Origin of the sequence: Enterobacter sp. JS8-1 (genome assembly GCF_049187015.1) — a bacterium.
Lineage (GTDB): Bacteria > Pseudomonadota > Gammaproteobacteria > Enterobacterales > Enterobacteriaceae > Enterobacter > Enterobacter mori.
Genome location: NZ_CP185805.1, coordinates 1,878,136 through 1,897,901, shown reverse-complemented (window position 1 = coordinate 1,897,901; position 19,766 = coordinate 1,878,136). Strand labels below are relative to the sequence as shown.

The following is a 19,766-nucleotide window of genomic DNA, read 5'->3' as shown; positions in this document are numbered from 1 at the left end:
GCACACAGGTTGCTGCTCTGGCAGTGAGGTGCGAGAAATTCTCTTCCGGGAGCCTCCACTACTCATACGAACGGCTCTTATCCTGTGCTAAAAAACGAAAGGACGGCATGCCATGAATATATTCGATCACTATCGCCAGCGCTACGAAGCTGCCAAGGACGAAGAGTTCACACTGCAGGAGTTTCTTACCATTTGTCGGCAAGATCGCAGTGCCTATGCCAATGCGGCAGAACGGCTATTGATGGCTATTGGTGAGCCTAACATGGTTGATACTGCCCTGGAGCCACGGCTTTCCCGTCTCTTTTCGAATCGGGTCGTCGCCCGATATCCGGCGTTTGAAGAGTTCTATGGCATGGAAGATGCCATCGAGCAGATCGTCTCCTACCTGAAGCATGCTGCTCAGGGTCTGGAAGAGAAGAAGCAGATCCTCTATTTACTGGGTCCTGTGGGTGGCGGTAAATCGTCGCTTGCCGAGCGCCTTAAAGCGCTGATGCAACGCGTGCCGATTTACGTGCTGAGTGCCAACGGGGAACGCAGCCCGGTCAATGACCATCCGCTGTGCCTGTTTAATCCGCAGGAAGATGCGCAGATCCTGGATAAAGAGTTTGGCATCCCGCACCGCTATCTCGGCACGATTATGTCACCGTGGGCGGCAAAACGCCTGCACGAGTTTGGTGGCGATATTACCAAATTCCGCGTCGTCAAAGTCTGGCCGTCAATTCTGGAACAGATTGCCATCGCCAAAACGGAGCCCGGCGACGAAAACAACCAGGATATTTCGGCCCTGGTCGGTAAAGTCGATATCCGTAAGCTGGAACATCACGCGCAAAACGACCCGGATGCCTATGGCTACTCCGGCGCCCTGTGCCGTGCAAACCAGGGGATTATGGAGTTCGTCGAGATGTTTAAAGCACCGATTAAAGTGCTGCATCCGCTGCTGACCGCCACTCAGGAAGGGAACTACAACGGTACGGAAGGTATTTCCGCCCTGCCGTTTAACGGCATCATTCTGGCGCACTCCAACGAATCTGAGTGGGTCACCTTCCGTAATAATAAAAACAATGAGGCGTTTCTCGACCGTGTTTACATTGTCAAAGTGCCTTATTGCCTGCGGATCTCGGAAGAGATCAAAATTTACGAGAAACTGCTTAACCACAGTGAGCTGGTGCACGCACCTTGCGCACCGGGAACGCTGGAAACGCTGTCTCGCTTCTCCATTCTGTCGCGCCTGAAAGAGCCAGAAAACTCCAGCATCTACTCGAAAATGCGCGTCTATGATGGTGAAAGCCTGAAGGACACCGACCCGAAAGCGAAGTCCTATCAGGAGTACCGCGATTACGCTGGCGTCGACGAGGGGATGAACGGTCTGTCCACGCGTTTCGCGTTTAAGATCCTCTCCCGCGTCTTTAACTTTGACCATGCGGAAGTGGCGGCCAACCCGGTGCATCTGTTCTATGTCCTGGAGCAGCAAATCGAGCGCGAGCAGTTCCCGCAGGAGCAGGCTGAACGCTACCTTGAGTTCCTGAAAGGCTACCTAATCCCGAAATACGCCGAGTTCATTGGCAAAGAGATCCAGACCGCCTACCTGGAATCCTATTCAGAATACGGGCAGAACATTTTCGACCGTTATGTCACCTATGCTGACTTCTGGATCCAGGATCAGGAGTACCGCGACCCGGATACCGGCCAGCTGTTTGACCGTGAATCCCTGAACGCGGAACTGGAAAAAATTGAGAAGCCTGCCGGTATCAGTAACCCGAAAGACTTCCGTAATGAGATTGTCAACTTCGTCCTGCGCGCCAGAGCGCATAACAACGGGCGTAACCCGAACTGGACCAGCTACGAAAAACTGCGCACGGTCATTGAGAAAAAAATGTTCTCCAATACCGAAGAGCTGTTGCCGGTTATTTCGTTTAACGCCAAAACCTCAACCGACGAGCAGAAAAAGCACGACGATTTTGTCGACCGTATGATGGAGAAAGGCTATACCCGCAAACAGGTCCGCCTGCTCTGCGAATGGTACCTGCGCGTGCGCAAATCGTCTTAAAACAAGTGCCCGGTAGCGTTCACGCTTACCGGGCCTACAAAATGCAAGTTGGCAAATGCAGTACGGGGGGTATATGACCTGGTTTATTGACCGGCGTCTTAACGGCAAAAATAAGAGCACGGTGAACCGCCAGCGCTTCTTGCGTCGTTATAAAGCGCAAATTAAACAGTCGATCTCCGAGGCCATCAACAAACGCTCGGTGACTGACGTAGACAGCGGCGAGTCTGTCTCCATCCCCACTGATGACATCAGCGAACCGATGTTTCATCAGGGGCGAGGCGGTCTGCGCCATCGCGTCCACCCAGGTAACGATCACTTTGTTCAGAATGACCGAATCGAGCGTCCACAAGGTGGTGGCGGCGGTTCTGGAAGCGGTCAGGGACAAGCCAGCCAGGACGGTGAAGGTCAGGATGAATTTGTCTTCCAGATCTCGAAAGATGAATATCTCGACCTGCTGTTTGAGGATTTGGCGCTGCCTAATCTGAAAAAGAACCAGCACCGCCAGCTTAACGAATACAAAACCCATCGCGCGGGTTATACCGCAAACGGCGTGCCCGCCAATATCAGCGTCGTGCGTTCGCTGCAGAACTCACTGGCGCGACGGACGGCGATGACGGCAGGTAAACGACGTGAACTGCGCGAGCTGGAAACCAGCCTGAAGGTCGTGGAAAACACGGAACCGGCGCAACTGCTGGAAGAGGAGCGCCTGCGCAAAGAGATTGCCGAGCTACGGGCAAAAATCGACCGCGTGCCGTTTATTGACACTTTTGACCTGCGTTACAAGAACTACGAAAAACGTCCAGAGCCATCCAGCCAGGCGGTGATGTTCTGTCTGATGGACGTTTCCGGTTCAATGGACCAGGCCACCAAAGATATGGCGAAGCGTTTTTATATTCTGCTCTACCTGTTCCTGAGCAGAACCTATAAGAACGTGGAGGTGGTCTATATCCGCCACCACACTCAGGCGAAAGAGGTGGATGAACACGAGTTCTTCTACTCACAGGAGACCGGTGGGACCATTGTATCGAGCGCCCTGAAGCTGATGGATGAAGTGGTGAAAGAGCGTTATGACCCGGCGCAGTGGAACATCTATGCCGCGCAGGCGTCGGATGGCGATAACTGGGCAGACGACTCGCCGCTGTGTCATGAAATTCTGGCGAAGAAAATTCTGCCCGTCGTGCGTTACTACAGCTATATCGAAATCACCCGCCGCGCGCACCAGACTCTGTGGCGGGAGTATGAACATCTGCAGTCGATGTTCGATAACTTTGCCATGCAGCATATCCGCGATCAGGATGATATCTACCCGGTATTCCGGGAGCTGTTCCACAAGCAGTCTGCCACCAGCAATGCATAACCCAGCAGCCAGCGAATCCGCTGGCTGTTTTCTTTCGACCCCGTTCATCCCGTGATAATGTAGCAAGCTGAAAATGGGTTTATTACCGGGAAAATCGTTATGTCTGAAGATGTTATTGGGACGGCAACTCACCAGCAACTGATTACCTTACTTACCGGGCAGGGCGCGCGGTTTCGGGTGATGGAGCACGAAGCGGTGGGGAAATGTGAAGCGGTAAGTGAAATTCGCGGGACCGATCTGAGACAAGGCGCGAAAGCGCTGGTGTGCAAAGTGAAAGGCAACGGCGTAAAAAAACACGTTCTGGCGATCCTGGCCGCCGACCTGCAGGCCGACCTGAGCAAGCTTGCCAGCCATTTTGGCGGGCTTAAGGCCTCGCTCGCCAGCCCGGCGGAAGTCGATACCCTGACCGCCTGCGTTTTCGGCGCTATCCCGCCCTTTAGCTTCCATCCTGACCTGGTGCTGGTGGCCGACCCGCTGCTGTTCGAGCGCTTCGACGAAATCGCGTTTAACGCTGGCCTGCTGGAGAAATCCGTCATTATGGATACCCAGGATTACCTGCGCATCGCCCGTCCTGAGCTGGTGACCTTCCATAAAGCGTAACCGCTAAGGCTGACGCCCCCGTCAGCCTTTTCTTTCCAGAAACAGTACGGAGGCGACGAGAATCACGGCAATAGCGAAAAACGATGAGGAGATAATCAGCGTTTCAACAAACATGTGATCGTTCATGATGGCGACCCCTTTTGCGATATCTGCCTCCGTTTTAATCCGTGTAAATGACAAGGTTATGACAACAACAAAATCTTTTTAAAACTGTCCTGCGTCGCGTTTGCGCGTACAGTAAGCAGGTTAATTATTTTGGCAAGGATTCCCTATGTTTGACCCTACTCTGCTCATTCTTCTGGCACTCGCCGCGCTCGGCTTTGTCAGCCATAACACCACGGTCGCCATCTCGATTCTGGTGCTAATTATTGTGCGCGTGACCCCGCTCAATACCTTTTTCCCGTGGATAGAAAAACAAGGCCTCACCATCGGGATTATCATTTTGACCATCGGCGTGATGGCTCCGATCGCCAGCGGCACGCTTCCCGCCTCGACACTGCTGCATTCGTTCATGAACTGGAAATCGCTGGTGGCGATCGCGGTGGGTGTTTTTGTCTCGTGGCTGGGTGGACGCGGTGTGACGCTGATGAGCAGCCAGCCCTCGCTGGTGGCGGGCCTGCTGGTAGGCACCGTGCTCGGCGTAGCGCTGTTCCGCGGCGTGCCGGTGGGGCCGCTGATTGCCGCCGGGCTGGTTTCGCTGTTTATTGGGAAGTCGTAGTCAGGCTGGCAATATAGCGAGCAGGCGTTTGCCCCAACCCTTTCTTGAACATGGTAATAAAGGCGGTGGTAGAGTCATACCCCAGTGACTGTGCCACCTGCTGCACGGAGTTCCCGCCAATCAACAACTGCAAGGCGACAATCAACTGCAGCTGGTGTCGCCAGCGCCTGAAGCTTAACCCCGTCTCTTTTACGACCAGCCGCGCCAGGTTGCGCTCGCTCATGGCAAAGTGACTCGCCCATTGCGCCAGCGTTTGCCAGGCGGCAGGCTCTTCTGCCATCTTCTCGCTCATCAGCCGAATTTTAGGATGGGGTGACACGGGCAACTGCAGATGCTCCTGACGCTGGAGCGGTAACTCGTCAAACAGGACATCCACAAGGCGCGAGGTGGCCGCAAGGCGCAGCTCTTCACGCGATTTATCCGCCAGCGACAAAATAAGTTCCCGCACCAGCGGGGAGATTTTCAGGGTGCAACAGCGATCGGGCAAACTGACGGCGCCGGGTTCAATAAATAAGAAACACAGCTGTGCGCCTGGCGTGGCCTTATTGCTGTGCGGCATCTCCCCCGGAACCCATACCGCATACTGCGGCGGCACCATCAGCATGGCGTTTTCCACCTCGCAGGTGATCGCGCCCCCCAGCGCCAGAATCAGCTGACCTTTACGGTGATGATGCAGCGGAATATGCTGTTCTTCAGCCACCACGCGGATGCGAAACGCCACCGCAGCGTCATGCTGGCTATCCGGATCGTAGCCATCCAACCCAAGACCGATCATAAAGTTGTCCGATATTAGCGATAAACTGTCATTTTAGCTTGATTTCAACCAGGCTGAAAATCGGTATTGTGTGCGCTCGCTTGAACGTATGAGAACATAATGACTACAGCTATTCGAACGTCAGGAAAACACGGCGCGCTGCTGATTGCAGGCATCCTGATGATTGCCACCACGCTTCGCGTCACCTTTACCGGGGCGGCGCCGCTGCTTGACACCATCCGTCAGGACTACGGCTTAACCACCGCGCAAACGGGTTTGCTCACCACGCTGCCTCTGCTGGCATTCGCGTTAATCTCTCCCCTCGCCGCAGGTGTCGCCCGCCGTATCGGCATGGAGCGCAGCCTGTTTCTCGCCCTGCTGCTGATTTGCGCCGGAATTGGCGTGCGTTCCCTGCCTTCGGCCTCTCTGCTGTTTATCGGTACGGCGGTCATCGGCTGTGGTATCGCACTGGGCAATGTGCTGTTACCGGGGTTAATCAAGCGCGACTTCCCGGGACAGGTGGCTAAGCTCACCGGGGCGTATTCCCTGACAATGGGGGCGTCTGCTGCGTTAGGCTCTGCGCTGATTGTTCCCCTGGCGCTGGGTGATGCGGGCTGGCACGGCGCGCTGCTGATGCTGATGATCTTCCCGCTGGTCGCCCTGCTGCTGTGGCTGCCGCAGTGGCGTCAGACTCCTGCTGCCACCGTGACCGGCGCAGGCGCGTTGCACAATCGCGCCATTTGGCGCTCTGCCCTTGCCTGGCAGGTGACTCTGTTTCTGGGAATCAACTCGCTGATTTACTACGTGATCATCGGCTGGCTACCGGCGATTTTACTCAGCCACGGCTACAGTGAAACACAGGCAGGTTCGATGCACGGCCTGCTACAGCTGGCCACGGCCGTTCCGGGTCTTGCTGTCCCACTGCTCCTCCATCGCCTGAAGGATCAGCGCGGGATCGCCGGTATCGTGGCACTGATGTGCGCGGTGAGCGCGGCGGGGTTCTGGTTTGCGCCTGACATGGCGGTAATATGGACGCTGGTGTTTGGCTTTGGCTCGGGTGCGACCATGATCCTCGGCCTGACCTTCATCGGTCTGCGCGCCAGCTCTGCACATCAGGCGGCGGCGTTATCCGGTATGGCGCAGTCGATTGGTTATCTTCTGGCCGCCTGCGGGCCACCGCTGATGGGGAAAATTCACGACACATCCGGGGACTGGCGTATTCCACTGCTGGCCTGCGCGCTGGCCGCCGCGGTGATGGCGGTTTGCGGCGTGCTTGCCGGGCGTGACCGGGAGATCACCCCCCGCTAATGACAAGGGCAGACCCGATAGTCTGCCCTTATTTTATCCGCGTGCCGCGCGCAGCATCGCCTGCACCAGCACCACCGGGCGCCCTTCAAGCGCTGCGCGTTCATGCTGGAATAAGGTGATCACAAAGAACGGATGCGTAACCAGTTCGGCTGCGCGAATGTCGCCCTGCTCGTCCCAGCCCGTCACGCGCATATCACCGCTTTCCAGCTCCTGCGCAAATTCTGGCGACACGCCATAGTTGCAGTGATAACCCTCTACAATTTCCGGCTTTCCGTAGGCTTTCGCGATCAGCGTATTGTTGCGCAGTTCAATGGCATCGGTTTTTTCCACCAGCGAGCAGGTCAGCGGCGCAATCACCATCGTCCCTTCGGTATCCGTTTCGGCGTGAGCCGCATCGCTCCAGCCCAGCACATTGCGCGCGTACTCAATCAATGCATGCTGGAATCCACCGCAGGTCCCGAGGAAGGGAATACTGTTTTCACGGGCGTAGCGTGCGGCGATGAAGGCCGCCTCGGTGTTCTTATAGGGACTTGCAGGCACCAGCCAGATGGCATCATAGCCTACCAGGTCTTCCGGACTGGTCAGCTCCGTTGTTGCAAGCCAGTCATAATCGGCGGTGAGATCCAGTACAGCAGCGGCATCGTCAATTGCCAGTGGGATCGCCTGATGCGCAACCACATTAGCGTTATAATCGCCAACAAGGGCAATGCGCAGCGTCGTTTTAACCGGGCGGTGTTCCATGAGGGAGTCCTTATGCCAAAGAATTATCAGATAACATAAGGAACCTCAGACTACCGATCTTCTGCAATTATCACAATACCTTAAATTGGGAGGGGTGAAATATGATTGAGTGCAAGCGCCTGTACGATCGGGCCAGTCAGGACGACGGTTATCGGGTTCTGGTGGACAGGTTGTGGCCACGCGGGGTGAAAAAAACAGACCTCACGTATGATGAATGGTGTAAAACGCTCGCGCCTTCAACTGATTTGCGCAAAGCATTTCATAGCGAAACGATTGATTTCACTGCCTTCAGTAAGGCGTATCGGGAAGAACTGGCGCAGCATAAGAACGAAGGCCAGCGCCTGGCAGCTCTGGCAAACAGGCAGACCTTAACCCTGCTCTACGGCGCTAAAGACGAGGCGCAAAATCATGCCCTGGTTTTGGCTGACTGGCTGCGCCATCTGTAATCAACCGATCGTCAGTTCATCACAGGTCTGCGATGTTTCGTCCGGCGTCAGCGGCAGCAGATGTTCCGGGCGGACAAACGCAAAGCCATGCTGATTATCAAACGCATAGACATCTCCCGTCACCAGCCACAGCGCACGGTCCGCCGTTGCAGGCAACTGCGTCATCACGCCGTTTACTGGATTAACAAAACGCTGACCTGGCAGGCAAAGACCAAACAGCTCCACTGATTTTCCAACGTTGCGGCGGCCAGCTGGCGTACGCGCGCCAATGATTATCGCCAGGCTGCCCGGCTTTAACTGAAACATACTTCTCTCGCGGTCAATATCGCCAGAAACTGGCTAAGAATAATCCTAAAGAGAAGTGTATCGCAGAGAGTATCCCGCTGTCACCTGGCAGGTTGCGGATGATCGCGACGGTAGAGATCCCACTCATCAATCACTTCACCGCCAGGCAGTTTGCACTCGGTACGCACACCCTGCGGACTTTGCACCGGGATCTGTTCGCCACCTTTCTCCAGGCAGTACACGGAGGCCGGGTTCGCCATCCCTACCGCATGCGGCGGCATAGGGGCGTCAGGTTGAGTAGCTTTTGTTGTGCATGCTGCGAGCGGTAACGCCAGTGCCAGTAACAGATATTTCATCATCGCGATCCTTAAAGCGTCCTGAAAACGTCAGGGTAACGGGTCAGGAGGGTTTTCTCCATGATTTCTCCATCGTTACTGCACTTTTGCCCCTTACAGTGCAGCGTGTTCTCGATATGACCAGAGAACATCATTCCGTAATCAAGATGTCTTTGCCCCGGTCTCTGTACCGGGGCCTTTTTGTCTCCTGAATCGCCCCGGAGAATGTATAAAATTTGTTATATTCATGTTTTACTATGTCGAAATTGGAAAATTTCAGCATAACATGCAGATGCAGACGTCTTCTGTATGGGAGTCAACCCACGTCATGTCGGATATCATCCTTGCCCGTGTTTCTGAAACACTCGCCACCGAGCAATCCTTAGAAAGTCTTGTACGCCAGCTGCTGGAGATGCTGGAAATTGTGACCGAAATGGAATCCACCTACCTGACAAAGGTGGATATCAACGCCCGGTTGCAGCACATTCTTTATGCCCGCAACAGTAAGCAGATGCAGATCCCTGAAGGGCTGAGCGTTCCGTGGGGGGATACCCTGTGCAAGCGTGCGATAGACAGCGATACTCTGTTCAGCAACGACGTGGCGGGTCGCTGGCCTGATTGCGAAGCCGCAAAAGCGCTAGGGATTACAACCTACATGAGTATCCCTATTCACCTGGCTGATGGTTCGATTTACGGGACCCTGTGCGCGACCAGCACGGAGAAGAAGCAGCTTAGCGAGCGCGGTGAACACGTGCTGAAGCTGTTTGCCGGTTTAATTGCACAGTACATTCAGAAAGAGTCCCTGGTGGCCCAGCTTCGCGAAGCCAATGCAGCGCTCATCGCCCACTCTTATACCGATGCCCTCACGGGGTTGCCCAACCGTCGGGCGATTTTCGAGAATCTCACCACCCTGTTTTCCTTAGCTAAACACCTTAAACGCAACGCCATTATTGCGTTTATCGATCTGGATGATTTCAAACTGATTAACGATCGCTTCGGGCATGAGACGGGCGATCGATTCCTGATCGAAGTGGGCAAACGACTCACTGACGAACAGACCGAGGACGAGATCGTCGGAAGATTAGGCGGCGATGAGTTTCTGGTCGCCTGTCTGAGTCAAAGCACAGAGGAAGCCGAAAGGACGCAGGTTAATCTGCTGAAAACCCGACTTAGCGCCCGCATTGCGGGTGAATACTGGCTCGGTCAGGTTCATATTGTGTATCCGGGTGCGAGTCTGGGTATCGTCGAAGTTGATCCCGCGAGCACCGATGCGGACAGCGCGTTACAGGCGGCAGATATGGCGATGTATCAAGACAAAAAAGGAAAAAGCAAAACACGCTTTCTCACGATGGATTAACGCCGTACACTTTACGGCGTTACGTAAAACGATAAAGGTGATGGCATGCGAATAGGGATCCTCTTCCCGGTTGTTATTTTTATAACGGCGGTGATTTTTTTAGCCTGGTTTTTCATTGGCGGTTACGCTGCGCCGGGGGCATAAATGAGAAAAACAACCATCATTATGTTGATCGTGGCAATCGTGGCTGTCGCAGGTTCACAGTTCGGCTGGTGGTAAACCTCCAATGTAAAAAGGCCGCCATCTGGCAGCCTTTTTCAGCAAATAACAGATTTAGCTTTTGATTTTTCTGTAGATAAACAGAACCACCAGGGCGCCAATCACCGCGACGGCAAAGCTGCCAAAATTGAAGCCATCTACTTTGCCAAACCCGAACAGGGTGCTGATCCAGCCGCCAACGACTGCACCCACGATCCCCAGTATGACGGTTACGAAGAACCCACCACCATCTTTGCCCGGCATAATCCACTTCGCCAGGATCCCCGCAATCAGCCCAAAGATAATCCAGGATAAAATTCCCATAGCTTTCCTCTCTGTATGGTTTTTGTCATTAAATCAACGACACAGAAAAGGATAGCACAGGATTTAAGAAAGGAAATTTGTGATAAGCATCACAGGGTTTGATTGAGTAAAATCTGAGCTATAAAAAATTCCGTTCCACATGAAGTGTGGGGTTGCATCTTTTGTTGAGAAAGATTATCTTTCTCAACATTGAATAGTTGAGTGAAATGCTCAGGTATTCAGTACGACATTGCTCACATTGCTTCCAGTATTTCTTGCCCACTCTTGAGTGGGCTTTTTTTGCCTGCAAGACAGACCCGTCATACCGCAATAAAAGCGTGCTGGTTTCGTCCGGCCCGTTTTGCCTGATAGAGCGCACGATCGGCAGCAATAATAATGTCCTGCTGGCTGCCTGCAATCTCCACGGCACGCGCGGTTGAGACCCCTACGCTTACCGTTACCCGCCCAAAGGGGCTGAAATCGTGTTCAATATTCAGGGAACAGACATTGCGAATAATCGATTTGCCAAGGCGACACGCCTCCTCGATATCGGTGTCAGGCAAGATGAGCGCAAATTCCTCACCGCCGTATCTCGCCACAATTTGGTTGTTCCGCGTAAGGCTTTTCCTGAGACACTCTCCCAGTAGGCTAAGACACCGATCCCCTTCCGGGTGCCCGTAGTTATCATTATATTTTTTGAAGAAATCCGCATCCACGATCAGCACCGAAATCGGGGAATTGTCAGCCGCACAGCGCGCAATTTCAGACAGGATCTTTTCATCAAATGCACGGCGATTGAAAAGCCCGGTCAATGCATCTTCAGAGGCAATGATCTGAAGCTCTTTGTTAACCCGGTTTTTTCTGGATAAGTCTACATACAAAAAGTAGGAAGCCACGATGAGCACGGCGGTTAAAATAAGAATAACGACGGCGAGCTGAATGGCCTGCTTGCGCCAGGGAGACAGCGCCTCCTCCTTGCTGACTGCCACGGTCGTCACCAAACCATAGCGTTTGTTTTTCTCAAACGCGTAGATGCGTTCGATTTTATCAAACCGCGAGACGGAACTGGCTATCCCGGCATTCTGTACCTTGAGATACTCCTTAAAGAGGGGTGAGTCAGAAACAATCGCGCCAATATAGTTATTTTTAAAAGGGTGCCGAACCAGTAATACGCCTGTTTGCGTCGTTAAACCAATAACCCCGGAATGACCAATGTCAATCTGCCCATACAGCGCAAGAAAGTTTTCGATACCCAACGTAACCACGACAACCCCGTTAAAGGCCCCCGAGTGCGTTTCCAGGCGTCGACTGATGGTAATCACCCATTTACCGTTTGTTCTGCTCACCACAGGTTGACCAATAAAAATCTGCGAATTTTTATTTTCTTTGTGATAGACGAAAAATGGCCTGTCTGCCCCTTTACGGGAACCGGAAAACCCCTCATGCAATGCCGTGAAGATATCCCCTTTCGCATCGTAGACGACAACATTATTTATCTGAGAAAGTAAATCATCCTGATTTGTTATTATCCGCTGAATATTCACAGCCTGCTGCGGCGTCATGCCATAAATTTCAATCATGTCAGAGACAGTGGTAATCAACATTTCACTTTGGCGCATAATCCCCTCAGTGTACACATCAAGGGTATGGCTCAGGTTGGCAACGCTGGTATTAATTTGTTGAATTGATTGCTGTCTGGACGTGGCGATCTGAACGACAAGCGACAGCGAAATAATCAGTGAGACGATGATGACGGTAATGGTTGTTGTGTTAAACGCGTTTTTCACATGCACGAGCTAATCCACCTTATCACGCCTGATATCCCTGGCTGACAACTCTTGTCACTGTAGCAAAGGTCAGTATAAGAGGAAAATAAATTGTACTTAAGCTATGCAAATGAAACCATCAGTATTGGTTGGTTGCGTAATTTGTCTCAACCTGATTTCTGCGAGCACGTTTTTGAAGGGGAAGAAAGTGAAACAAAATATAGCTGATTGCCAAACGTTATCCTGATTCACTCAATCGGATAGAGTATAACTCAAATTACTGAAGGACGGTGAGCTGGGATGTCTACACGTTGACCCGACGCCCTATGCCATCAACGTGTTACTCGTTGCCCCACTGATTCAGGAAATTCGCAACGTCATCAACCCGCATCGTGCGGATCCCTGCTGTGCTGGCCATCTCTTGCTGGGCTTCCTCGCTGATCTCTTCATTATTCGACAAACGGGTGATCAACAATTGGAAATAGTGTGCCAGCTGATCTCGCTCTGCTTCGCTCACCATTTCAGCAGCTTCCGTCGAGTACTCATCGACGATGTCATAAAATTTAAGTGGGATATCGTTGTTCATACCTGTCTCAAGTCTGACAATTAAAGGGCAATATCACGATTATATCTGACGACGCTCGTCGACAAAAGCCCAGGGAAGGCTCAGTCAGTTGATTGATTGCTTCAACAGGCGATTAAAGCCCTTTCGACCCGTTTTAGCCATCCATAGATACATTTCTCGCTTAAGAATGAAGATTGCTATTGCAGCAGTAACAGCGACAAGCATAATACCGCAGTGGGATGTAGTTACGGGTTGAGCTTGATAGACAGACATATTCATGCCATGCATCTTTTTTGCTGCTCAGCTACAGAGTTCGACTCGTGACCACAAAAAGGCTTTTAATAATAGGTTTTTTATGAAGATTTTTATTGTAAATCTTAAACAGTCCGTAGAAAGAAGGCAGAAAATTGAGGCCCAGCTTGTTGCTCTGGGGCTTTCTGCTGAGTTTGTAGAGGCCGTAGATGGCAGAGAGTTGTCAGAGAAAGAGAGGCAAAGTGTCACCGCTCAAGTAAATTACGCTTTTCTTCCCGGTGAGATCGGCTGCGCACTAAGCCATCAGCAAATCTACAAAAAAATAATTGATGAAAATATCAATAATGCTTTGATCCTAGAAGATGACGTTGTTTTGACCGAAGATTTTCAAAACGTACTCCAAAACATCACCGTTCCTTCAGAGCGTCCTTCGGTTATCTTGCTAAGCCGCACAAACAAGTATTTTAAAAAACCATTAAAAGCTATTTCTGGCAATTATTCTTTACATAAAACCTTACTTGCCACGACGGCACATAGTTATATCATAAACAGTGAAGCCGCAAGATCGTTACTAAAAGGACTTTACCCTGTCTGGATTGTGTCTGATAAATGGGGGCTGTTTGAAGATATGTCATTGGTTGAGGTATATTCTGTTGTACCTCACCCTGTGCATCTTTCTGATGAAGCCAAGAACTCTACGATTAATGTTCCCCAGGATGCGCACGAAATCCATATAAAAAAGAAGAAAATATGGAATGAGCTCATGGCAGGCAGAACCTTTAAGACTAAAATCAAGCACAAATTCAGAGGAGCGATACTTCCCCTTTTCAGTAAAGTAATTAATCAAGGGAAAGGCTAAATTTTCAGGTTAAGTTGACTCGGTTTTATATTTTCAACAACAAGCGTGATTATAACTCTTATCGGGTTAAAAAAAACGGGAGCCCTTGGGCTCCCGTTGATATTTAATCCAGCGAGTAGATTACATATTCGCGATAATCGCGTCGCCAAACTCTGAACATTTCAGCAGCTTAGCGCCTTCCATCAGACGTTCGAAATCGTAAGTTACGGTTTTCGCGTTAATTGCGCCTTCCATACCTTTAACGATCAGGTCTGCGGCTTCGAACCATTCCATATGACGCAGCATCATTTCTGCGGACAGAATGATAGAGCCTGGGTTCACTTTGTCCTGGCCTGCGTATTTAGGCGCAGTACCGTGGGTCGCTTCAAACAGGGCGCACTCGTCGCCGATGTTCGCGCCAGGGGCGATACCGATACCACCAACCTGCGCTGCCAGGGCGTCAGAGATGTAGTCACCGTTCAGGTTCATACAGGCGATCACGTCGTATTCAGCAGGACGCAGCAGGATCTGCTGCAGGAACGCATCGGCGATCACATCTTTAATGATGATCTCTTTGCCGGTGTTCGGGTTCTTGATCTTCTGCCACGGGCCGCCGTCGATCAGCTCACCGCCGAACTCTTCGGTCGCCAACTGGTAGCCCCAGTCTTTGAACGCGCCTTCGGTGAACTTCATGATGTTGCCTTTGTGAACCAGGGTCACAGAGTCACGGTCGTTGGTGATCGCGTATTCGATGGCCGCACGCACCAGACGCTTGGTACCGTCTTCAGAGCACGGCTTGATGCCAATACCGCAATGCTCAGGGAAGCGAATTTTCTTCACGCCCATCTCTTCGCGCAGGAATTTAATCACTTTTTCTGCGTCAGCAGAGTCAGCTTTCCATTCGATACCCGCGTAGATGTCTTCTGAGTTTTCGCGGAAGATAACCATGTCGGTCAGTTCAGGGTGCTTAACCGGGCTTGGGGTGCCCTGATAGTAACGAACCGGACGCAGACACACGTACAGGTCCAGCTCCTGACGCAGTGCCACGTTCAGGGAGCGGATACCGCCGCCAACTGGCGTCGTCAGAGGGCCTTTAATTGCAACGCGGTAGTCGCGGATCAGGTCCAGCGTTTCTGCTGGCAGCCAGACGTCCTGGCCATAAACTTGAGTCGATTTCTCACCGGTGTAAATTTCCATCCAGGAAATTTTACGCTCGCCTTTGTAGGCTTTCTCAACAGCGGCATCAACCACTTTCAGCATTGCCGGGGTAACGTCTACACCGATACCGTCGCCTTCAATGAACGGGATAATCGGATTGTGAGGAACGTTAATCTTGCCGTTTTGCAGGGTGATCTTTTTACCTTCCGCCGGAATAACTACTTTGCTTTCCATTAACCTCTCCTTCGAGCGCTTCTGGTTGTTACTGATCTTATGTTAATAAATTGTAATGAGCCCTTCGATAGTACCTGAATGTCCGACGCCATGAAAGGTCTTCGTTATTAGGCTATAATGCGGCAATTGATAACGCCTGAAAATACCATGAAGAAAACTTCTTTTACAAAACACCGGGTTGAGCGATTCAGCTCGCGACAAGCCACCAGAAGACCGCAAGAAACCCAGCCGACGCGGGTGATTCTGTTCAATAAACCCTACGATGTTTTGCCGCAGTTCACCGACGAGGCCGGGCGCAGCACGCTGAAGGACTACATCCCCGTGCAGGGCGTCTACGCCGCCGGACGACTGGACCGCGACAGCGAAGGGCTACTGGTCTTAACCAACGACGGCGCCTTGCAGGCGAAGCTCACGCAACCGGGTAAACGTACCGGGAAAATTTACTTTGTGCAGGTTGAAGGCGAACCGGATGACGCGACGCTGGCGACGTTGCGCAGCGGCGTGACGTTAAATGACGGTCCCACCCTGCCCGCGGGTATTGAGCGCGTGAATGAGCCGGAATGGCTATGGCCGCGCAACCCGCCGATTCGTGAACGTAAATCCATTCCGACAAGCTGGCTTAAAATCACCCTTTACGAAGGCCGCAACCGTCAGGTTCGTCGGATGACGGCACACGTTGGCTTCCCTACCCTGCGTCTGATTCGCTACGCCATGGGCAGCTACACGCTGGATTCACTGGCGAACGGCGAATGGCGGGACGCTGTCCCTTAAGGAGAAACGATGTTCAAACCTCATGTTACGGTCGCCTGTGTGGTTCACGCCCAGGGCAAATTCCTTGTTGTTGAAGAGAGCATCAACGGCAAAGCGCTGTGGAACCAGCCTGCCGGGCATCTTGAAGCCAATGAAACCCTACTCCAGGCAGCGAAGCGCGAGCTGTGGGAAGAGACCGGCATTCACGCTGAGCCTCAGCATTTCATCCGCATGCACCAGTGGATCGCGCCCGATAGCACCCCCTTCCTGCGTTTTTTATTCACCGTTGAGCTTAGCGAAACGTGCGCCACTGAACCGCACGATGACGATATCGATCGCTGCTTGTGGGTGACCGCCGACGAGATCCTGAACGCGCCAAACCTGCGCTCGCCGCTGGTTGCGGAAAGCATCCGCTGCTGGCAGTCTGCGGTTCGCCTGCCGCTGGATGTCATCGGAGAATTTAACTGGCCGTTTACAGAGGGTGTCAACGGTGGGGGGGCGTGATAGAATACGCCGCCTTGAAGTTCAATGTCGTGAGTATTCCATGTCAGATAATAGCCAGAAAAAAGTGATCGTCGGCATGTCCGGCGGTGTCGATTCCTCCGTTTCCGCCTACCTGTTACAGCAACAGGGCTATAAGGTGGAGGGCCTGTTCATGAAGAACTGGGAGGAAGATGATGGTGAGGAATATTGCACTGCCGCTGCGGATCTCGCCGATGCGCAGGCCGTGTGCGACAAGCTTGGCATTGAACTGCACACCGTAAACTTTGCGGCGGAATACTGGGACAACGTCTTCGAACTGTTCCTGGAAGAGTACAAAGCGGGCCGCACGCCGAACCCCGATATTCTCTGCAACAAAGAGATCAAATTCAAAGCATTCCTGGAATTCGCCGCAGAAGATTTGGGCGCAGACTACATTGCGACCGGTCACTACGTGCGTCGCGCAGATGTGAATGGCAAAAGCCAGCTCCTGCGCGGTCTGGACGGCAATAAAGATCAGAGCTACTTCCTTTACACGCTGAGCCACGAACAGATTGCCCAGAGCCTTTTCCCGGTCGGCGAACTGGAAAAACCGGAAGTGCGTAAAATCGCCGAAGAGCTGGATCTTATCACCGCCAGGAAAAAAGACTCCACCGGCATCTGCTTCATCGGCGAGCGCAAATTCCGCGATTTCCTGGGACGTTACCTGCCTGCACAGCCGGGTAAAATTGTCACCGTCGACGGTGAAGAGATTGGCCAGCATCAGGGTCTGATGTACCACACGCTCGGCCAGCGTAAAGGTCTGGGTATCGGCGGGACCAAAGAAGGTAGTGAAGATCCGTGGTACGTCGTCGACAAAGATGTTGAAAACAACATTCTGGTTGTCGCCCAGGGCCACGATCATCCGCGTCTTATGTCCGTTGGGCTTATCGCGCAGCAGCTGCACTGGGTCGATCGCGAGCCGCTGAAAGGCACGCTCCGCTGCACGGTGAAAACACGCTACCGTCAGACCGACATTCCCTGCACCATTACCGCGCTTGATGACGATCGCATTGACGTGCGTTTCGACGAGCCGGTCTCAGCCGTCACCCCGGGTCAGTCCGCTGTCTTCTACAGCGGTGAGATCTGCCTGGGCGGCGGGATCATTGAACAGCGCCTGCCGCTGCCTGCTGTTTAATACGATTGCACACATAAAGGAGACCGTGTGGCGAAGAACTACTATGACATCACCCTGGCGCTGGCGGGAATTTGCCAGTCAGCCCGTCTGGTGCAACAGCTGGCGCATCAGGGTCACTGCGACGCCGATGCCCTGCACGTTTCACTTAACAGCGTTATCGATCTCAACCCGGGCTCTACGCTGGGTGTTTTCGGCGGCAGTGAAGCCAATCTTCGTCTCGGTCTTGAAACCCTGCTCGGCGTGCTCAATGCCAGCAACCGTCAGGGGTTAAACGCGGAATTAACCCGCTACACGTTAAGCCTGATGGTACTGGAACGTAAGCTGAACGCCGCAAAAGGCGCAATGAATACGCTGGGCGATCGCATTGCCGGGCTGCAGCGTCAGCTCGATCATTTTGACCTGCAGTCGGAAACGTTGTTGAGCGCGATGGCGGGGATTTATGTCGACGTCATCAGCCCGCTAGGCCCGCGCATTCAGGTCACCGGCTCTCCTGCGGTACTGCAAAGCCCACAGGTTCAGGCGAAGGTTCGCGCCTCGCTGCTGGCAGGCATCCGCGCCGCCGTGCTGTGGCATCAGGTCGGCGGCGGCCGCCTGCAGTTAATGTTTTCTCGTAATCGCCTGACCACTCAGGCAAAACAAATTCTTGCTCATTGTTAACCTCCCGGAGTTGCGAATTATGGAATTATCCTCACTGACCGCCGTATCCCCTGTCGATGGACGCTACGGCGATAAAGTCAGCGCGCTGCGCGGGATCTTCAGCGAATATGGTTTGCTGAAGTTCCGTGTTCAGGTTGAAGTGCGCTGGCTGCAGAAGCTGGCCGCCCAGGCAGCAATCAAGGAAGTTCCTGCTTTTGACGAAAAGGCAAACGATTACCTTGATAAAATCGTTGCTGACTTCAATGAAGAAGATGCTGCGCGCATTAAGACCATTGAACGTACCACCAACCACGATGTGAAGGCGGTTGAGTATTTCCTGAAAGAGAAAGTGGAAAGCGTTCCTGCCCTGCACGCCGTGTCTGAATTCATTCACTTTGCCTGTACCTCTGAAGACATCAATAACCTGTCTCACGCGCTGATGCTCTCCACCGCGCGCAAAGAAGTCGTGCTGCCATACTGGCGTAAAATCATCGACGCGGTGAAAGCGCTATCTGTGGAATATCGCGACATTCCGCTGCTTTCCCGTACCCACGGCCAGCCAGCTACCCCATCTACCATGGGTAAAGAGATGGCGAACGTGGCATACCGTATGGAGCGTCAGTATCGTCAGCTGGAACAGGTTGAGATCCTCGGCAAAATCAACGGTGCCGTTGGCAACTATAACGCCCACATCGCCGCCTATCCGGAAGTGGACTGGCACCAGTTCAGCGAAGAGTTCGTGACCTCTCTGGGCATTCAGTGGAACCCATACACCACCCAGATCGAGCCGCACGACTACATCGCGGAACTGTTTGACTGCATCGCCCGCTTCAACACCATCCTGATCGACTTCGATCGTGACGTGTGGGGCTACATCGCGCTGAACCACTTCAAACAGAAAACCATCGCCGGTGAAATCGGTTCGTCCACCATGCCGCACAAAGTGAACCCGATTGACTTCGAAAACTCCGAAGGCAACCTGGGCCTGGCGAACGCCATGCTGCAGCATATGGCGAGCAAACTGCCGGTTTCCCGCTGGCAGCGTGACCTGACTGACTCCACCGTACTGCGTAACCTCGGCGTAGGCATTGGCTACGCGCTGATCGCCTATCAGTCCACCCTGAAAGGCGTGAGCAAACTGGAAGTGAACCGCGATCGTCTGCTGGACGAACTGGATCACAACTGGGAAGTGCTGGCGGAGCCAATCCAGACCGTGATGCGCCGCTACGGCATTGAAAAACCGTACGAAAAGTTGAAAGAGCTGACCCGTGGCAAACGCGTGGACGCTGAAGGCATGAAGCAGTTTATCGACGGTCTGGAACTGCCGGAGGACGAGAAAACGCGTCTCAAGGCGATGACCCCGGCGAACTACATTGGTCGCGCCGTCACTATGGTTGACGAGCTGAAGTAACTCTCCTCTCCCCCTTTTCGCCCGAAAAGGGGGATGCTTTTCCCCGGTTT

24 protein-coding genes are annotated in these 19,766 nt (G+C 53.0%); 15 read left to right on the top strand and 9 right to left on the bottom strand.

Annotated elements, in window-relative coordinates:
* Nucleotides 1–112 precede the first annotated feature (112 nt).
* The 3 genes from yeaG (at nucleotide 113) to ACOQH0_RS08955 (ending at nucleotide 4,004) form a co-directional block, all read left to right on the top strand.
* Nucleotides 113–2,047, top strand: a complete 1,935-nt coding sequence (gene yeaG / locus ACOQH0_RS08965; RefSeq protein ID WP_042717518.1) for a protein kinase YeaG — start codon at nucleotides 113–115, stop codon at nucleotides 2,045–2,047.
* 73 nt (nucleotides 2,048–2,120) lie between these two features.
* On the top strand, nucleotides 2,121–3,404 hold the full coding sequence (locus ACOQH0_RS08960; RefSeq protein ID WP_010430062.1) for a YeaH/YhbH family protein: 1,284 nt from the start codon (nucleotides 2,121–2,123) through the stop codon (nucleotides 3,402–3,404).
* A 99-nt stretch (nucleotides 3,405–3,503) separates the two neighbouring features.
* The gene (locus ACOQH0_RS08955; RefSeq protein ID WP_421512034.1) at nucleotides 3,504–4,004 is read left to right on the top strand and encodes a YbaK/prolyl-tRNA synthetase associated domain-containing protein; all 501 of its coding nucleotides are present in this window, start codon (nucleotides 3,504–3,506) and stop codon (nucleotides 4,002–4,004) included.
* 21 nt (nucleotides 4,005–4,025) lie between these two features.
* Here ACOQH0_RS08955 and yoaI read toward each other — a convergent pair whose 3' ends face one another.
* The gene (yoaI, locus tag ACOQH0_RS08950) at nucleotides 4,026–4,130 is read right to left on the bottom strand and encodes a small membrane protein YoaI (protein WP_010430055.1); all 105 of its coding nucleotides are present in this window, start codon (nucleotides 4,128–4,130) and stop codon (nucleotides 4,026–4,028) included.
* A 145-nt stretch (nucleotides 4,131–4,275) separates the two neighbouring features.
* Here yoaI and ACOQH0_RS08945 point away from each other — a divergent pair, with 145 nt between their 5' ends.
* A complete protein-coding gene (locus tag ACOQH0_RS08945; RefSeq protein ID WP_010430052.1) occupies nucleotides 4,276–4,722 on the top strand; it encodes a DUF441 domain-containing protein in 447 nt (148 codons plus the stop codon).
* On the opposite strand, the gene ACOQH0_RS08940 is transcribed toward ACOQH0_RS08945, so the two are convergent.
* Nucleotides 4,706–5,497, bottom strand: coding sequence for an AraC family transcriptional regulator (locus ACOQH0_RS08940; RefSeq protein ID WP_421512032.1), 792 nt, complete (start codon nucleotides 5,495–5,497; stop codon nucleotides 4,706–4,708). The two genes, ACOQH0_RS08945 and ACOQH0_RS08940, sit on opposite strands and share 17 nt — an antisense overlap.
* A 99-nt stretch (nucleotides 5,498–5,596) precedes the next feature.
* Here ACOQH0_RS08940 and ACOQH0_RS08935 point away from each other — a divergent pair, with 99 nt between their 5' ends.
* Nucleotides 5,597–6,784 (top strand): CynX/NimT family MFS transporter, encoded by a 1,188-nt coding sequence (locus ACOQH0_RS08935; protein ID WP_215230926.1) that lies wholly within the window; start codon nucleotides 5,597–5,599, stop codon nucleotides 6,782–6,784.
* 33 nt (nucleotides 6,785–6,817) lie between these two features.
* On the opposite strand, the gene ACOQH0_RS08930 is transcribed toward ACOQH0_RS08935, so the two are convergent.
* Nucleotides 6,818–7,525, bottom strand: coding sequence for a CTP synthase C-terminal region-related (seleno)protein (locus ACOQH0_RS08930; RefSeq protein WP_421512030.1), 708 nt, complete (start codon nucleotides 7,523–7,525; stop codon nucleotides 6,818–6,820).
* Nucleotides 7,526–7,626: 101 nt separating this feature from the next.
* On the opposite strand from ACOQH0_RS08930, the gene ACOQH0_RS08925 reads away from it, so the two are divergent.
* Complete coding sequence (locus tag ACOQH0_RS08925; protein ID WP_420985183.1) at nucleotides 7,627–7,971, top strand: DUF488 domain-containing protein; 345 nt, start codon at nucleotides 7,627–7,629, stop codon at nucleotides 7,969–7,971.
* Here the strand turns inward: ACOQH0_RS08925 and ACOQH0_RS08920 are convergent, their stop codons facing one another.
* Nucleotides 7,972–8,277 (bottom strand): hypothetical protein, encoded by a 306-nt coding sequence (locus ACOQH0_RS08920; RefSeq protein ID WP_420985182.1) that lies wholly within the window; start codon nucleotides 8,275–8,277, stop codon nucleotides 7,972–7,974.
* Nucleotides 8,278–8,357: 80 nt separating this feature from the next.
* On the bottom strand, nucleotides 8,358–8,612 hold the full coding sequence (locus tag ACOQH0_RS08915) for a DUF333 domain-containing protein (RefSeq protein ID WP_089599068.1): 255 nt from the start codon (nucleotides 8,610–8,612) through the stop codon (nucleotides 8,358–8,360).
* 307 nt (nucleotides 8,613–8,919) lie between these two features.
* Between ACOQH0_RS08915 and ACOQH0_RS08910 the strand changes: the two genes are divergently transcribed.
* Genes ACOQH0_RS08910 through yoaJ form a run of 3 tightly spaced genes read left to right on the top strand, consistent with a single transcriptional unit; the run spans nucleotide 8,920 to nucleotide 10,167 of the window.
* Nucleotides 8,920–9,948, top strand: coding sequence for a sensor domain-containing diguanylate cyclase (locus tag ACOQH0_RS08910; protein WP_421512335.1), 1,029 nt, complete (start codon nucleotides 8,920–8,922; stop codon nucleotides 9,946–9,948).
* 45 nt (nucleotides 9,949–9,993) lie between these two features.
* Nucleotides 9,994–10,092, top strand: coding sequence for a YoaK family small membrane protein (locus tag ACOQH0_RS08905; RefSeq protein ID WP_010430030.1), 99 nt, complete (start codon nucleotides 9,994–9,996; stop codon nucleotides 10,090–10,092).
* On the top strand, nucleotides 10,093–10,167 hold the full coding sequence (gene yoaJ / locus ACOQH0_RS08900; RefSeq protein WP_071985424.1) for a protein YoaJ: 75 nt from the start codon (nucleotides 10,093–10,095) through the stop codon (nucleotides 10,165–10,167). It abuts the gene before it with no gap.
* Nucleotides 10,168–10,221: 54 nt separating this feature from the next.
* On the opposite strand, the gene ACOQH0_RS08895 is transcribed toward yoaJ, so the two are convergent.
* From ACOQH0_RS08895 to ACOQH0_RS08885, 3 genes are all read right to left on the bottom strand, one after another.
* Nucleotides 10,222–10,470, bottom strand: coding sequence for a GlsB/YeaQ/YmgE family stress response membrane protein (locus tag ACOQH0_RS08895; protein WP_010430025.1), 249 nt, complete (start codon nucleotides 10,468–10,470; stop codon nucleotides 10,222–10,224).
* A gap of 299 nt (nucleotides 10,471–10,769) precedes the next feature.
* Nucleotides 10,770–12,242 carry a sensor domain-containing diguanylate cyclase gene (locus ACOQH0_RS08890; protein WP_421512028.1) on the bottom strand — a complete coding sequence of 491 codons (1,473 nt, stop codon included), beginning with the start codon at nucleotides 12,240–12,242 and terminating at the stop codon, nucleotides 10,770–10,772.
* A 313-nt stretch (nucleotides 12,243–12,555) separates the two neighbouring features.
* Nucleotides 12,556–12,801, bottom strand: a complete 246-nt coding sequence (locus ACOQH0_RS08885) for a DUF2543 family protein (protein ID WP_089599066.1) — start codon at nucleotides 12,799–12,801, stop codon at nucleotides 12,556–12,558.
* A 334-nt stretch (nucleotides 12,802–13,135) separates the two neighbouring features.
* Here ACOQH0_RS08885 and ACOQH0_RS08880 point away from each other — a divergent pair, with 334 nt between their 5' ends.
* Complete coding sequence (locus ACOQH0_RS08880) at nucleotides 13,136–13,891, top strand: glycosyltransferase family 25 protein (RefSeq protein ID WP_421512027.1); 756 nt, start codon at nucleotides 13,136–13,138, stop codon at nucleotides 13,889–13,891.
* A 120-nt stretch (nucleotides 13,892–14,011) separates the two neighbouring features.
* On the opposite strand, the gene icd is transcribed toward ACOQH0_RS08880, so the two are convergent.
* Nucleotides 14,012–15,262 carry an NADP-dependent isocitrate dehydrogenase gene (gene icd, locus ACOQH0_RS08875; RefSeq protein WP_421512026.1) on the bottom strand — a complete coding sequence of 417 codons (1,251 nt, stop codon included), beginning with the start codon at nucleotides 15,260–15,262 and terminating at the stop codon, nucleotides 14,012–14,014.
* A 117-nt stretch (nucleotides 15,263–15,379) separates the two neighbouring features.
* Between icd and rluE the strand changes: the two genes are divergently transcribed.
* Genes rluE through purB form a run of 5 tightly spaced genes read left to right on the top strand, consistent with a single transcriptional unit; the run spans nucleotide 15,380 to nucleotide 19,716 of the window.
* Nucleotides 15,380–16,033, top strand: a complete 654-nt coding sequence (gene rluE, locus ACOQH0_RS08870; protein ID WP_010430011.1) for a 23S rRNA pseudouridine(2457) synthase RluE — start codon at nucleotides 15,380–15,382, stop codon at nucleotides 16,031–16,033.
* A gap of 9 nt (nucleotides 16,034–16,042) precedes the next feature.
* Complete coding sequence (locus tag ACOQH0_RS08865) at nucleotides 16,043–16,516, top strand: NUDIX hydrolase (protein ID WP_089599908.1); 474 nt, start codon at nucleotides 16,043–16,045, stop codon at nucleotides 16,514–16,516.
* A gap of 40 nt (nucleotides 16,517–16,556) precedes the next feature.
* Complete coding sequence (gene mnmA, locus ACOQH0_RS08860) at nucleotides 16,557–17,669, top strand: tRNA 2-thiouridine(34) synthase MnmA (RefSeq protein ID WP_421512025.1); 1,113 nt, start codon at nucleotides 16,557–16,559, stop codon at nucleotides 17,667–17,669.
* 27 nt (nucleotides 17,670–17,696) lie between these two features.
* On the top strand, nucleotides 17,697–18,326 hold the full coding sequence (gene hflD, locus ACOQH0_RS08855) for a high frequency lysogenization protein HflD (protein ID WP_010430005.1): 630 nt from the start codon (nucleotides 17,697–17,699) through the stop codon (nucleotides 18,324–18,326).
* 19 nt (nucleotides 18,327–18,345) lie between these two features.
* Nucleotides 18,346–19,716, top strand: a complete 1,371-nt coding sequence (purB, locus tag ACOQH0_RS08850; protein WP_120158893.1) for an adenylosuccinate lyase — start codon at nucleotides 18,346–18,348, stop codon at nucleotides 19,714–19,716.
* The last annotated feature ends 50 nt before the right edge of the window (nucleotides 19,717–19,766 follow it).